The sequence below is a fragment of the Janibacter sp. CoH_79_TC_3 genome, from assembly GCF_058197955.1.
This window is the reverse complement of sequence record NZ_JBXWIV010000001.1, coordinates 113342-127156: the sequence shown is the minus strand read 5'-3', so window position 1 is coordinate 127156 and position 13815 is coordinate 113342. Positions and strand designations below refer to the sequence as shown.

General features: G+C 43.9%; 12 protein-coding genes. 5 read left to right on the top strand and 7 right to left on the bottom strand.

Annotated elements, in window-relative coordinates:
* Nucleotides 1-28 precede the first annotated feature (28 nt).
* On the bottom strand, nt 29-1447 hold the full coding sequence (locus AC2FA3_RS00535; protein WP_490507831.1) for an anthranilate synthase component I family protein: 1419 nt from the start codon (nt 1445-1447) through the stop codon (nt 29-31).
* 72 nt (nt 1448-1519) lie between these two features.
* Nucleotides 1520-1825: a Trp family transcriptional regulator gene (locus AC2FA3_RS00530; protein ID WP_490507830.1), complete on the bottom strand. Its 306-nt coding sequence runs from the start codon at nt 1823-1825 to the stop codon at nt 1520-1522.
* A 573-nt stretch (nt 1826-2398) separates the two neighbouring features.
* Between AC2FA3_RS00530 and AC2FA3_RS00525 the strand changes: the two genes are divergently transcribed.
* Complete coding sequence (locus AC2FA3_RS00525; protein WP_490507829.1) at nt 2399-4477, top strand: TonB-dependent receptor domain-containing protein; 2079 nt, start codon at nt 2399-2401, stop codon at nt 4475-4477.
* Between the two features lie 158 nt (nt 4478-4635).
* Nucleotides 4636-5991 (top strand): PepSY-associated TM helix domain-containing protein, encoded by a 1356-nt coding sequence (locus AC2FA3_RS00520; RefSeq protein WP_490507828.1) that lies wholly within the window; start codon nt 4636-4638, stop codon nt 5989-5991.
* A 17-nt stretch (nt 5992-6008) separates the two neighbouring features.
* On the opposite strand, the gene AC2FA3_RS00515 is transcribed toward AC2FA3_RS00520, so the two are convergent.
* From AC2FA3_RS00515 to AC2FA3_RS00500, 4 genes are all read right to left on the bottom strand, one after another.
* On the bottom strand, nt 6009-6779 hold the full coding sequence (locus AC2FA3_RS00515) for an iron ABC transporter ATP-binding protein (RefSeq protein WP_490507827.1): 771 nt from the start codon (nt 6777-6779) through the stop codon (nt 6009-6011).
* A 53-nt stretch (nt 6780-6832) separates the two neighbouring features.
* Nucleotides 6833-7885 carry an iron chelate uptake ABC transporter family permease subunit gene (locus tag AC2FA3_RS00510; RefSeq protein ID WP_490507826.1) on the bottom strand — a complete coding sequence of 351 codons (1053 nt, stop codon included), beginning with the start codon at nt 7883-7885 and terminating at the stop codon, nt 6833-6835.
* A 62-nt stretch (nt 7886-7947) separates the two neighbouring features.
* A complete protein-coding gene (locus AC2FA3_RS00505) occupies nt 7948-9057 on the bottom strand; it encodes an ABC transporter permease (RefSeq protein WP_490507825.1) in 1110 nt (369 codons plus the stop codon).
* A gap of 58 nt (nt 9058-9115) precedes the next feature.
* Nucleotides 9116-10171, bottom strand: a complete 1056-nt coding sequence (locus tag AC2FA3_RS00500; RefSeq protein ID WP_490507824.1) for a siderophore ABC transporter substrate-binding protein — start codon at nt 10169-10171, stop codon at nt 9116-9118.
* Between the two features lie 439 nt (nt 10172-10610).
* Here AC2FA3_RS00500 and AC2FA3_RS00495 point away from each other — a divergent pair, with 439 nt between their 5' ends.
* The 3 genes from AC2FA3_RS00495 to AC2FA3_RS00485 all read left to right on the top strand — a co-directional run bounded on the left by AC2FA3_RS00495 (nt 10611) and on the right by AC2FA3_RS00485 (nt 12975).
* On the top strand, nt 10611-11600 hold the full coding sequence (locus tag AC2FA3_RS00495; protein ID WP_490507823.1) for an energy transducer TonB: 990 nt from the start codon (nt 10611-10613) through the stop codon (nt 11598-11600).
* A 162-nt stretch (nt 11601-11762) separates the two neighbouring features.
* Nucleotides 11763-12467 (top strand): MotA/TolQ/ExbB proton channel family protein, encoded by a 705-nt coding sequence (locus AC2FA3_RS00490; RefSeq protein ID WP_490507822.1) that lies wholly within the window; start codon nt 11763-11765, stop codon nt 12465-12467.
* 106 nt (nt 12468-12573) lie between these two features.
* Nucleotides 12574-12975 carry an ExbD/TolR family protein gene (locus AC2FA3_RS00485; RefSeq protein WP_490507821.1) on the top strand — a complete coding sequence of 134 codons (402 nt, stop codon included), beginning with the start codon at nt 12574-12576 and terminating at the stop codon, nt 12973-12975.
* 257 nt (nt 12976-13232) lie between these two features.
* Here AC2FA3_RS00485 and AC2FA3_RS00480 read toward each other — a convergent pair whose 3' ends face one another.
* On the bottom strand, nt 13233-13772 hold the full coding sequence (locus AC2FA3_RS00480; protein ID WP_490507820.1) for a DUF2799 domain-containing protein: 540 nt from the start codon (nt 13770-13772) through the stop codon (nt 13233-13235).
* Nucleotides 13773-13815 lie beyond the last annotated feature (43 nt).

Sequence of the window (13815 nt, the reverse complement as noted above, 5' to 3'; positions counted from 1 at the left end):
TAAGCTCTTTAGCAAAAATATAATGAATTTACGTAGGCATAAAGCTGTCTAAGACTACTTTCATAGCCGACAGTTTGCGCTGGATTTCTAGGTATTCATCAGCAGGGTTGGAGTCGTAGACATTACCGCCGCAGGTTTGCGCATAAGCCGACTCACCATTGATAAACAAACTGCGAATAGGAATGGCAAAAATACAATCGCCATTAAAGTTAAAGGAGCCTAGCGCGCCGCCATAAGCACCGCGACCATCGGGTTCTAGCTCATTGATAACCTTGATTGCTTCTACTTTCGGCGCACCTGATAATGTACCGGCGGGGAAGTTGCTGGCAAGGGCACTAAACATATCTTCATCAGGATGCAAAATCCCAACGATTTCAGAGGAGATGTGTTGGACGTGTGAGAAGCGTTTGATATCCATCAGGCTACGGACTTTTACCGTACCGAAGCGTGCAACGCGACCGATATCGTTGCGGTGCAAATCCACGAGCATATTGTGCTCAGCAATTTCTTTGGCATCATTGAGCAGCGCGCGGGCAAGTTTACGGTCCTCCACTATATCGACGCCGCGCTTGGCGGTGCCTGCCAGTGGGTAGGTTTCCATCTCACCTTGACGTAAGCGAAACAGCAGCTCAGGGGAAGCGCCAATGATACATTGCTGAGCAAATTTCATAAAATACATGTGCGGTGAAGGATTGACCGCACGCAGCTTTTCATAAATCGGCATCTTGTCGCCGGCAATGCGATACTTGGACTTAAATCCAACCTCACACTGAAAAATACGCCCAGAGATGATGTCTTCTTTCACTTGCATGACGACTTTAGCATGCTGTTCTTGGCTCATACCATCACCTAAAAACTCAACGGTGGGCGGCTCGTAGCTTGGAATTGGGGCTTCAAGCAAGGCTTTGATTTGCTCAATACGATTGTCTTGCTGCGCAGTTGGATAGTAGAAATAGAAAATTTCACCGGTCATTTTATCAAGCGTCAGCCCATCTAAATAAACGCCAAATTTAAAGGGTTCAAAGTCGTCGCTAGACTTCGCATTGACACTTGGCTCAAAGAAATTGACACTGTCATAGCCCAAATAGCCGACTAGTCCACCGCTTTGGTCGCGAGCAATGACGTGTTGCGGGGTGATTGTGCGTAGCAGCTCATACGGGTTGTCCGTTTGATAATGACTGGTTTCAGCCGTTTTATTATCGGTAATCGCTAAAGTGGTACGGTCGATAGCGGCAATGGTCATAACAGGGTCAAAACCAATGGCATGATGGCGCGCCATATGACCGTCTTCACCCAATGATTCGAGTAAATAACAGGTCTCAAAAGCACGCTCAATGCGCTTAAATAACGCAAAGAAGTCAATATCTTGCGTGAGTTTAATACGCTGTGGCTTGCTAGGAATATCAATAGCAGCAGGTTGATCAGGCTTAGAAGTAGGAGAGGTCATAACAATGTCCAAAATAGTTCAATGATTTATCATATAAAAATCAGGAAAAAAGAAATCATAATTTTTGATGAATTAAGCGTCTTTTATAGGTATGCTTTTTATAGATATATTGTCTCTATGAGACTTTAGTAAAGCGCTGACATCATGCGCTTGCATGGCTTTAGCACCGCGCGAGACGGTGGCGATACCAACGCCGAGCTGCTCAGATATCTCACGCTGGGTTATACCGCGTTCAAGTAAGTCAAAAATACGAATGCGATTGGAGATTTCTTGTTGTTCTTTATCGGTCAATAATGCAGTAAATAGCTCGTCGATAGCGGCGCTGTCATTACAGTTGGCTAAATGTTTCAGTAAACTTTGATAAGGATTGGTGCTCATAATATTTAATCTTAGTAGTAGGCAGGATAATAAGCAAGATACTGTCTTGTTTCAGTATTCTAGTACAGTAGTACAATAAAAACAAGTCATAAGCGTATTGGTACGAGAGATGTCGTTAGCATGGCGACCAACCTTTATATTCACGATGTTCTCATCAATTTAGTATTAGCTCAATCTCAGGAGTGCCTTATGTTCAAATTCTTCTATCCCAATGCTTTTATCTCCGTCCTTTTAACTATTTTTTAACCGCGCTTTTATAAACTCTAGCAACTCTCACACTCTTGTTTTTAAGCGAGCTTATCAAAAAACTCAATTTCTCACATTATTTATTGCCAAATTGTTAATACTTCGTTATTATGCCTGTCATTATTTAAATGCTAATCATTATCATTAGTGTTAATAATGTTATTCGTATATGAGTTTTTTCAGCCGATAGTTACTTAAGTCAGCAGTTGTTTAAGTTAGCGAATAACAAAGGTTTTCAATAAAGAGTAAGAAAGTAAAATCCCGAACCATTTTTATATAGTGACGCTTAAATCCTTCAATCCTAATAGTAAGTAAAGTGAGTGTGTTATGCGTGAAGTCAAGTCAGCAACGTTTTCTAATCAATTAACGGTACTATCGGTGGCAGTTTCAGCCGTTCTCTGGTCACAGCTGGCAGTTGCGGCAGCGGATTTACCTAGTACTACCTTACAAACCATCACTGTGACCGCCAATAGTTCGGTACGTGAAAAGGTCCAAGAAGACGGCGTTGATGTCGAAGACTATACCCCAGCGCAGCAAGCGAGTCATTTGAGTGATTTTTTAAATGTGGTGCCAGGCGTGACCATAGGTGGTACGTCATCGGTCAATCAGCGCATTCGTATTCGTGGTCTTGAAGATAGCAACTTAAAAGTCACTATTGATGGCGCGCGCCAAGAAGGCAAAATGTTCTACCATATGGGCGATATCACCATTGATCCTGATTTGCTCAAACAAGCAGATGTGGCGGTAGGTAATAACTCAGTGACGCTCGGTAATGATGCCATTGGCGGTGCGGTCGCTTTTAAAACGGTCGATGCGGCAGATTTACTCAAACCAGGTCAAAAGATTGGTGCCAAGCTAAAAGCAGGTTATGCCAGTAATAATGATGAGCTACTGACGTCAGCCACCGTTTATGGCGCACCAACGGATAATGTGGATTTATTGGCGTATTATGGCAAACGTGATACCAGCTCTGGTGAAGATGGTAGCGGTCGCGAACTGTTTGAAGACAGTGAAAGCGAGAGTTTCTTATTAAAAGCCGGTGCTTATATCAATGATGACCACCGCGTAGGCGCCAGCTTTAGCCGTACTGATAAAGAAGGGACTTTCCCATTCCGCCCAGATTTTCCAAGTCTAGGCGATGATCCAATCCCGCAAAAAGTAAAGCGTGATACTTATACGCTTGATTATAAATTTAACCCAGTCAACTTTCTCATCGATGTTGATACCACCATTTATCAAACCGAAACACAAATTTCGCGTGATAATGACCCGAAAAAATCACCAGGCTATGATTGGAATGCAAAAGTAAAAACCACTGGTGGCAAAATTGAAAACACCAGTGTGATTGATGCAACCTCAGGACGCCATAAACTGATTGCAGGGTTAGAGCATTACAAAAAGCAGTCAGATTATAGCGCGCTCGATCGTACTACAAAAATGCCCGTATCAGGTGAGGATTCTGCCAAAAATACCTCAGTCTATCTAGAAGACCAATGGCAAATGGGTAAATTAACGCTGACGCCAGGTGTGCGTTATGATCGCTATGAAGCGCCAGATTTTGTTGCTGCTGGCAAAACGTACGATAACGTCGTTGGTGCTTTGGCAGCTAGCTATGAGATTGCGCCTCAAACGCAGGTTTTTGCCAGCTATACCCAGCTGTTTAATGGTCCAGATTTAAGCCAAGCTATTTTTAATCGAAATGGTGTTGGCACTTATGTCAATAAAGACTTAAAGGCTGAAGAGGGCGACAATGCTGAAGTGGGTATCGTGACTACATTGCGCGATCTAACCACCGCTAATGATGCCCTGCAGTTAAGTGGTAAGTATTTTGAAACCAATATCGAAAATTATATTGAATACATGCGCAGTGGTGGTAGCCATAAAGGTTTAGATTGTGCGACCGGCGCGTTAGGTGGTAGCTGCCAAGGTGCCATCAATAAAGACGAAGATTATAAAATCAAAGGTGTTGAGCTTGCCGCTGATTATAAAATGGATAACTTTAGTATGGGGCTGAGCTATGCTCATGCTCGTAGTAAAGGTAAAGACACTGGTTATAGTATCTATTCACAAACGGGTAGTAGCTCAGATACTGGTGATAAATACATGGTCAACTTGGCTTATCAACCAACAGAGACGACAGATCTTGGCTGGCGTAGCACCTATGTTGCTGCAGTGACGCCAAATACAGGTGGCGATGACATTAGAAAGCCAAGCTATGATGTACATGATATCTTTATGAGCTATTCGCCAACACAAGTGGAAGGTTTAAAAGCCACGGTCGGCGTATACAATATCTTTGATGAAACCTATGCTAGTCATGCCTCAAGATTCAATGCGCTAAAAGATGATAGTACCGATTTTGAGCCGGGTCGTAATATCAAAGCTTCTTTAAGCTATCAGTTTTAAGCCTGCATTTGTTTCTTAGTAGCAAAAAAAGCCAGCTTTTTATAAAAAAGAGCTGGCTTTTTTATCGCCATTTTTTGGAAATTGTGCTTTCTTTTTTTAGATTTCGCGCTTTGGCTATACCACTATTAATCATATATATTCATAAAGAATCAGCACTCATGACCTCATTTTTATTGTCTTCTTTTGCATTTAATCTGCGCCGTATTTGTCTTTCGATTCATCGTTATACTGGGCTTGTGATGGCAGGCTTTTTAATCATGGCTGGCATTACTGGCGCGTTATTGGCTTTTCATGACGAGCTAGATAATGTGTTTAATCATAAATTGGCTCACATCGATAAGCAAAGTATGTCACAGCTACCTATTGCAACGCTGCATGATAAGGTGATTAGCACCTATCCAGAATACAATTTTTCTAGTATGCCAACGTCATTAGAAGCGGATAAATCTGCGGTATTTTCAGTCGATAGATTCCGAGGTCAAAGCGCCAAAAATCAGCCCAAAGCCCCGTTTCAAGAGGTCTATATAAACCCATATAACGGCGATATATTAGGCACCCGTGATAAGGATGAATGGGCATGGCGCAATACGATGTGGAAAGTGCTTTGGTTACACCGTGATTTATTGCTTGGCGATATTGGCAAGTTGCTATTAGGTGTGATTGCACTGCTATGGACGATTAATTGCTTTATCGGCTTTTATTTGACTTTTCCTAGAGCGGTGAATAATAAAAAGATACAGCAAAAAGCTGCGCCTAAAAAACGTGCGTCCTTTATTAAGCGCTGGTTACCGGCGTGGAAAATCCGCCGAAAAACCAATACCTTTAAGTTCAATTATGATTTGCATCATGCGTTCGGGTTATGGCTGTGGCTGATGTTGTTTATCATTGCGTGGTCGAGTGTCGGCTTTAATTTAAAATCGGTATATCAACCTGTGATGCAAGCAGTGGTTGGATTTGAAGGTAGGCAAGGTAAGGAGAGAGAAAAAAGCAGGGCAAATAAAGCAGATCAATCGAGCACGCAGGTTATGCCAGCTATTGCGCCAGTGAGCAATGAAATGGGTAGTGCTGCTATTATTAATAAAGCCAAGGTCAATAAAGACAATAGCATTGTGTATTTAACTGAGCAGGCGAATATTGCCGCGCAAAATAATGGAGTAACAGTCAAGCAGTTATTAGGTATACGCTGGGTCACGGAGGAAGGGCAATGGCAAATGCGCTTTAAAACCGACAAAGATATCGGCACTCACGGTGGTGCTTCGTCTATCACAGTTGATGCAGAAACAGGAGGTGTTGAGCGCATCAATTTTGGTTCTCAAAGCTCATTTGGTAATAAAATCGACCAATGGATATCGACGCTACATATGGGACATATTAGTCACGGTGTAGGACATTTGGCGTATCAAATATTCTTAGCAATGCTAGGGTTAGCCGTGGTGGCCTTGTCAGCTACGGGTGTATATCTATGGTATAAGGGTCGACAGCAACGTTTGAAGGTTTTGCAAAAGTTGAGCTAAAACTGATAATTATACTTTTAAACCGTATCAACAATCACTGGCTGACCTTGATGGTTAAGTACGGTCACATCGACTTTATATAACTCTTTCATCGTCTCATGTGTCAGGACATCAACGGGTGCACCCGTTGCTAGCACGCGCCCCTCTTTCATCGTCACTACCGTATCGGCAAATTGCGCGGCTTGATTGATGTCGTGCAAGACAATGACGACCGTTTTTTGCTCATTATGGCTCAATTCACGCAGCTCACGCATCAACCGTCCAGCATGATACATATCCAGATTATTGAGCGGCTCATCAAGCAATAAATACGGCGTATCTTGGCAGACAATCATTGCAATCAATACGCGTTGGCGCTGACCACCAGAGAGCGTCGACAAAAAGCGTTCGGCTAACGGTTCAAGCTCAAAGCGTTCGATAATCTCTTGCACTTTTTGCTGATCATCAGCTGTGGGTTGACCTTGATGATAAGGATAGCGTCCAAACATCAGCAGCTCATGCACGCGCAGCCGTCCTTGTACTTGATTGTCTTGCCCAAGCATCGCTACGGTCTTAGACAGCGTCCGTGCAGGACAATGGGCAATATCGTGCTCCTCATTATCTACAACAAAACTGACTTGCCCTGATTGCAGCGGCTGCAAGCGCGCCATCACTGAAAACAAGGTGGATTTACCCGCACCATTGGGGCCTATCAAGGCAATGATTTGTGAGGTCGGCAAAGACAGAGTGATGTCATGCAGGATTTGTTGTTTGCCAATATGGTGGGAGACATTATTTATTTTAATCATAGCAGTTCTTATTTTTAGAAAGTTTTAGACCGTTGAGTTTTAAAAAACCATCATTAACGGCGATAGGTCATAAATATTAATAATAAAAATACCAAGCCGCCCGCCAGTTCAATCACCACTGACAATACACTTGCCATGCCGAGCACTTGCTCAAATATGGTTTGACCGAGTACCAAGCAAATCATCGCCACCAAGCTGACCAATATCAGGCGTTCGCTATGATACATGTGCCGCGCGATACGATTGGTCAAGGCGCAGACCAGTAAACCAAAGAAAGTCACTGGACCGACCAATGCAGTTGCCGTGGCGACCAATACGGCAATGACGGTTAATAGCCCAAATGCTAGGCGTTGGTAGTTGATGCCGAGGTTAATCGCTTGCGCTTTGCCAAGCATCAATACATCACACTGATAACGCCAGCGCCAAATAAACACAGCGCTAATGGCACAAATAACGAAGCTAATGCCAAGGAGCTGCGGATTGACCGTATTAAACTGTGCGTAACTTGCCGATTGTACGACCACGAAGTCGTCAGGATTAATCAGCCGTGCAATCAGCGCCGATAAGCTACGAAACAATACGCCAAAGATAACGCCGACCAAGATAAGCCGCGTCAAATCCTGACTGCTTTTTGAAAATAACAACCGAAACAATAATAACGATGCGCCAAAGATGAGGACGATTTCGAGGATAAATTTGGCGATAGGATTGATACTGGTAAAGCTAATCGCACCCAAAAAGAACACCAATAAGCTTTGCAATAACACATATAGCGAATCAAAGCCCAATAGGGATGGCGTCAAAATAGGATTGTGGGTTAGCGTTTGAAACAATAAGGTCGATACACCAATCGCATAGCCGACGACCATGAGTGCCAGTAACTTCTTAGCGCGTAATGGCAGGGCGAAATCCCAGTAACCATTGACATTGACGGTCAAAAATAGCGCCATCGAGATTAATAATATAAGGGTAGCAATGGATTTTGGATGTTGACTTATTATTAAACACAGCCGTGCCCAAAATTTTGCAAATGGGTTAAGGCTGCAGACGTCACTATTAATAGTAGAGTCGCCTGTTGGGCTAGAGGAAGCAGAAGGTAAAAACATACGCGAATCTTATAAAATGGAGTGGCAAGTAAAACAACGATCACTGAAACGATACAGATCGTTTAGGACTCAGCAGGCGCACGTAATAATAGCCATAAGAATATTACCGTCCCGACCACACCAAAAACTGTCGCGACAGGCACTTCAAAAGGATAACGAATCGAGCGCCCGATAATATCGCAGAGCAGAACTGCCGATGCGCCTAAAAGCGCCACTGCGGGCAAGCTACGACGTAATTTATCGCCCATGACGCGGCTAACGATATTGGGTACGACCAAGCCAATAAAGGGAATCATACCAACCGTCACGACAACGACAGCGCTCATCATCGCTACCATACCAACGCCGAGCCAGGTCACTTGTCGTTTGCTAATTCCTAAGTTCAGAGCGATATTGTCACCCAAACCGACGATGGTCAATTTATCGGCGATAATATAAGCAAGCACGCACAATGCGCCCGTCAACCACAAGAGCTCGTAACGACCAGCTAATACCGAAGAGAAGTCGCCGAATTGCCAAACGCTAAGCATCTGTAACGATTCCGTTTGATAGGCGATAAAGGTCGTTACTGCCTCGATAATGCCACCAAAGACAATGCCAATCAGCGGAATCATTAAAAAATCTGTCGGCGGTACGCGGTGGATCAGCAGCATAAAGAGCATTATGCCACCGACTGCCGCAATGGTTGCGACACCCATTTTGACCAGTAGAGCACTGGCGGGAAACAATAAACTGACCACCAGTAAACCTAGCGCTGCGCTTTGGGTCGCACCGACCATCGATGGTTCAACGAAGCGGTTTTTAAGCACCACTTGAATAATCATCCCAGCCACCGCCATGGCGATACCCGTCAAAATAATGGCAACGGTGCGCGGTATACGGCTGACCAATAGCAATGAGCTATCAGAGTTGGCGCTATGACTGATAAGGCTTTGCAAAATACCTGACCACGAGAAATCTGCCACCCCGATAGATAAGCTTAATAACACCAAAAGCCCCATAATAATGAGGCTGCCGGTATTGATAAGCCAAGGCGGCATCGCGGCGCGGCGTCGTTTATCACGAGCGTAACGGCTGCCGCTACTGGCACTGGATTGCCAACTCGATGGCGCAGCTGGCAGAGTAGAGCTGGTTTTAACGTTGGCTTGAGCACGAGGTGAAAATAACGACATAACGGCTACTGGCTTATTAATGGGTAACTAAGAAGAATGGCTTATATAGTTATCGCGTTTATTTGGTGCCAGAAAAGGCGTTTTTGATGGTGGTCAAATCCTTTATCCATTGGTAATAGCCACCAAAAGCAAGGTAAGAATCTGGGCTTAGATACACCACCTGGTCTTTACTCCAAGCAGTGGTTTGCGCCACCAATGGATTGTCTAGTACGGCTTTGGCACCAGCACCATCTTCACCAATCGCTGCACTGCGATCGACGACGAATAACCAGTCCGGATTGGTTTTTTGTATGTATTCAAACGAGATTGGCTGACCGTGACGCGCATCAGCGATTTGGTCATCTGCCATTGGGATATCTAACACACCGTGAATAAAGCCATAGCGCGACTTATCACCATAGGCTGACAGCTTATTGCCGTTAACCATGACCACTAAGCCTTTACCTTTATTGGCTTTCGTTAAAACTTTCGTCTCATCAATAAGTGCATCAATATTGCCTTGCAATTTTACCGCTTGATCGCTTTTACCAAACAAGGCACCCAAATCATGTAAGCGCTGCTTGCTTGATTCGTAAATATTTGCCGTATCAATGCTCATATCGAGCGTGGGCGCGATATTAGATAGATCGTTGTATTTTTCTGCCATACGCGAGCCGATCAAAATAGCTTGCGGCTGCATGGCGTTCAACGCTTCAAGGTCGGGCTCAAATACCGTACCGACTTCTTTAGGATCAGGATGCACTTTTGATTGTAAATTATCTAAATGTAGCCCACTTGGCATACCGTCAACCGCCACATCAAGCGCGGCTAAGTCTTGCATCAAGGTCATGTCATAAACGACCAGAGGTGACGGATTTATGGCTAAATCGACTTTGCCATTCACCGTATCAACTGCGATGGTTGCAACAGAGACGTTGTCATTCTCAGCAACGTTCGAAGCGGCATCAGCCGTTTGGTTCTCAGCTTTGGTTTCTGTTATCTCATTATCATTTGAGTCAGGCGAGCTACAACCTGCTAGGCCAATACTGGCGATCAAAGCTGTCATCATGGCAGCTAATAACGGACGTTTAAAAAGTGGGTTTTCGGTACGATTAGAACATAAAGTAGTAGACATAAATAACTCGGTATATCAAAGATTTGGTTGGTATTATTATAAAAATGCTGAAAAAAACGGCAAAATAATGGATAAGAAATAGCGGCTTTATAATTAAAGTTTTACCATAAGTTGCTATTTATAATATAAAAAAACAACTGCCATGATAAGGTAATTGAGACTTATTATCAATATTAATGATAATGGTTTTTATTAACAGGTAAGAATTCAACGATAGCTACTCTAATTATTAGTTAATGTTTAAATGATAGCTACCCCAAAAATTGTGCTAGCTTGGTTTGAAAGCAATGCAAAATCTTGATATTGCAATTGACCTTTTAAACCTTTTTATTTAGTAAATAAGGTGCAAGCATTAAGATAGGGTAAATTTAATATTGATAATAATTATCGTTTGCATTATTATCTACGCCATTCTATAACGGTTAAATGTTAGGGTGTTATGAGTTCAACGGATTTAGACGCGCCACCACTGAGATTGATACTTATCGCTATTTTTATAGTGGTCGGGCTACACGTACTTACGGCAATTGCCTTGGTGACAATAAAAGCACCTGAGCCTAAAGATGAGCCTATCAAAGAAACGCCGCCGCTTGAAATCCAAATGGTTACATTACCTGCAAAGCTTGCTGAAAGTGTGGTTGCTGAGGTAGAGAAAACCCCGCAAAGTAAAGCCCAACCTATACCAGAGTCCAAAATTGAACCTAAGCCTGAGCCCAAATCCGAACGTAAGCCTGAACCAAAAATTCAACAAAAAATGAAAGTGCTTACGCCAGCAGATCCAGTGGTAACAGAGAAAGAACCAGCCGTTCAGAAAGAAACTCCACCGGAGAAGCTGCCTATAAAAGAACAACCTGTAAAGAAAAAAATAGAAAACAAGCAACCACAACAGAAGCAAATAGATGCTGATAAGGCAGTCGCTGACGAACAACGCCGTATGATAGCCGCGCAGGCAGAAAAAGCGGCGCAACAAGCTGAAAGTCAAGCTCAAGCAAAAGCGCTGCAAGAAGCGCATGCAAAAGCGGCTCGTGAGGCCCAAGCTCAGGCAGATGCTAATGAAAGAGAAGCAGAATCCGCTGCTCGAGAAAAAGCAGAGGCTGATGGCAATGCCAGAGCTGCGGCTGCGGCAAGTAATGAAGCTGTCAATTTTACGGCCAGCGCTGCTAACTGGGCTTCTGCCCCTAACTTTAGCTTTCCCGAGCGCGCGGCTAGGCGAGCCCGTTCAGGCGATACGCTCAATGTGGTTTTGGTACTGAGGGTTAATAAACAAGGCGGTATTGATAGCGTGCGTATTGCCCAGTCGTCTGGAAATGCGCTCTTAGATAAAGAAGCGCAGCGCCAAGTACGCTCTGGTAAATTCAAACCCTTTACCAAAAACGGCGTACCCGTGGTCGGCAATGTCACCCTGCCAATCGCTTATGCGGTTCCCTAGATGTGGAAAATCGAATATATACAAGCGGATATATAAAAGCAGATATATAGTAGATAGAGAGCAACTAGATAAGATAAAGAGATACGATAATAGATATTGAAACGCGTACTGCTAAAAATCATAACATAACAAGTAACGACATCCCACTTTAAGGAGTCTGATATGGACTTTACAACTTACTGGCAATATAGCGATATGGTGACGAGAACCTTATTCTTTTTGCTCCTTGTTTTATCTATCGCCTCTTGGGTGACCGGTATCATCCGCATCCTACAAAGTCGCAAACTGGCGGCTAGTGTCGCTGATGATTTGAGTGCGCAGATTCACAGTAAGCAGGCTAGTCTGGTTGACACAGATGCCGCGTCTCGGCGTTTGGTGATTGAGCAGACGTTACTGAAGCATATCGGTCGCTACCGTTTTGCCAGTGAGCGCGGGCTGCCGATACTTGGTACAACAGCCGCAATCGCGCCATTTATTGGTTTGTTTGGCACGGTGTGGGGTATTTTTCACGCGCTGCATAATATCGGTGTCAGCGGCCAAGCGGGATTAGGACAAGTAGCGGGACCAGTCGGTGAAGCCCTTATTATGACCGGTCTCGGGATTGCTGTTGCCATTCCAGCGGTGGTGTTTTATAACCTTGCAATACGTATCAATCGCCGCGTCATGTACCACGCCAATGATAGAGCGCATGATTTATTGGCGCAATCTACCGAGCTTGCTGCGGTCCAACAAGCGCCAATCCAAAACTCAGAAGCCCAGCATAGTACTACTAATCAAACTCAGTTAACAAAACAGGCGAATACAGACAAACAAGCGGCGCCGCCATCTGAGCATTATCATAACTCGGCACCATCGCAGCTGTCATAATTATTTAATAAAAAAATGATAACCTAAAATAGTTTAAAAGAGTAACGTGAAAATCAGTTAAAAGCATGAATGGCAAAGACTTCAACTAACAGTATTGAGAATAATTATGGCATTTCAATTGGGTGATGATGACAGTCAAAGCATGAATGAGATGAACCTTATTCCGCTTATCGATATTATGCTGGTATTGATGATTATCTTTTTATTGACGGCAACCGTACTAAATCCAACGGTGCCCTTAGATTTACCGAAGACCAGTGCCGAGGTCAATGAAGTGCCGCCAGAGGCCATTCAAATTAGCATCGATAAAGATGCAGGTTTGTTTTGGGATGATGAGCCTATCAGCATAGAAGCATTGGAAGTGCGTCTGCAACAGCAGTCGGCGAGCGGCAAGGATCCTTCTATCCATTTGCGTGCGGACAAAGAAGGGAAGTACGATACCGTGGCGCAAGTATTGGCAGCTGCCAGTCAAGCGGGGTTAACGAAGGTTGCGTTCGTCAATGAGTAAGGTTTGGAAGGGTAATTAAAAAGTAGATAGGCGGTAAAGAAATCTTCTAAAAGAATAAGCTACCAAGATAAATAAATAAGCTTAGCAATAAGAAAATAGCCAAAACAATAACAAGCATAATTAAAATAATAAATGTTCTCTCCGGCCTCGCATGGGTAACCTTGCGAGGTTATCTTTTTGCTGATCGCCTGTTTTCGACTGCAACATTGCTATAAACGTAACTGTATTCGCACTAATGGGTTTTAAAAACACTGCTATTACCAACCATAACCAAATGGGCGATAACCATAGCCAAAGCGACCAGGTCCATAACCAAACGGATAGGGCGAACGCAAATAATCAAGGTCACGCTGGCGAATATAATAGTAGCGTCCTTGCGCGTAGGCTTCTTCTAGCTTTTCGATACCTTCGAGCGGACAGACAGGCTGCCAATCATAACCTTCGCGACCAAGTTTATAAGCATTGAGCTCAGTACAGTAATTTTTCAGCCCTTGCTGACGACCTTGCTCCCATAATACGCGGTTTGGCGTTGCGCCAACAACGCTTGCGCATTGATTGGTATAGTTACCAAAGTAAGCTCCTGAGCGCCCACGGATACCATCAGCATAGCCGACTTCTTGCCAGTTGCTATTTTGGCATTGTTCAGGCGTTAGACTTTGGGTGGTTGCGCAGCCGGATAAGGCAAATAAAGCCGCGCCCATTAGCGAGATAGTAAGACGAGGTTTACGCATGATTTTACCGACGCATTTACTCTTTTGTGAGGCGGTCGATGAGTTTCGCTTAAGAAGATAATTCATAATAAACCTGCGCGTGTTTAAAATTATGGTTTATCATAGCACT

What these genes read in the sequence shown, in the direction of transcription:
- AC2FA3_RS00525 (WP_490507829.1), top strand. Translation starts at nt 2,399, where the DNA reads ATGCGTGAAGTCAAGTCAGCAACGTTTTCTAATCAATTAACGGTACTA.
- AC2FA3_RS00520 (WP_490507828.1), top strand. Translation starts at nt 4,636, where the DNA reads ATGACCTCATTTTTATTGTCTTCTTTTGCATTTAATCTGCGCCGTATT.
- AC2FA3_RS00510 (WP_490507826.1), bottom strand. Translation starts at nt 7,885, where the DNA reads ATGTTTTTACCTTCTGCTTCCTCTAGCCCAACAGGCGACTCTACTATT.
- AC2FA3_RS00490 (WP_490507822.1), top strand. Translation starts at nt 11,763, where the DNA reads ATGGACTTTACAACTTACTGGCAATATAGCGATATGGTGACGAGAACC.
- AC2FA3_RS00505 (WP_490507825.1), bottom strand. Translation starts at nt 9,057, where the DNA reads ATGTCGTTATTTTCACCTCGTGCTCAAGCCAACGTTAAAACCAGCTCT.
- AC2FA3_RS00535 (WP_490507831.1), bottom strand. Translation starts at nt 1,447, where the DNA reads ATGACCTCTCCTACTTCTAAGCCTGATCAACCTGCTGCTATTGATATT.
- AC2FA3_RS00530 (WP_490507830.1), bottom strand. Translation starts at nt 1,825, where the DNA reads ATGAGCACCAATCCTTATCAAAGTTTACTGAAACATTTAGCCAACTGT.
- AC2FA3_RS00495 (WP_490507823.1), top strand. Translation starts at nt 10,611, where the DNA reads ATGAGTTCAACGGATTTAGACGCGCCACCACTGAGATTGATACTTATC.
- AC2FA3_RS00515 (WP_490507827.1), bottom strand. Translation starts at nt 6,779, where the DNA reads ATGATTAAAATAAATAATGTCTCCCACCATATTGGCAAACAACAAATC.
- AC2FA3_RS00480 (WP_490507820.1), bottom strand. Translation starts at nt 13,772, where the DNA reads ATGAATTATCTTCTTAAGCGAAACTCATCGACCGCCTCACAAAAGAGT.
- AC2FA3_RS00500 (WP_490507824.1), bottom strand. Translation starts at nt 10,171, where the DNA reads ATGTCTACTACTTTATGTTCTAATCGTACCGAAAACCCACTTTTTAAA.
- AC2FA3_RS00485 (WP_490507821.1), top strand. Translation starts at nt 12,574, where the DNA reads ATGGCATTTCAATTGGGTGATGATGACAGTCAAAGCATGAATGAGATG.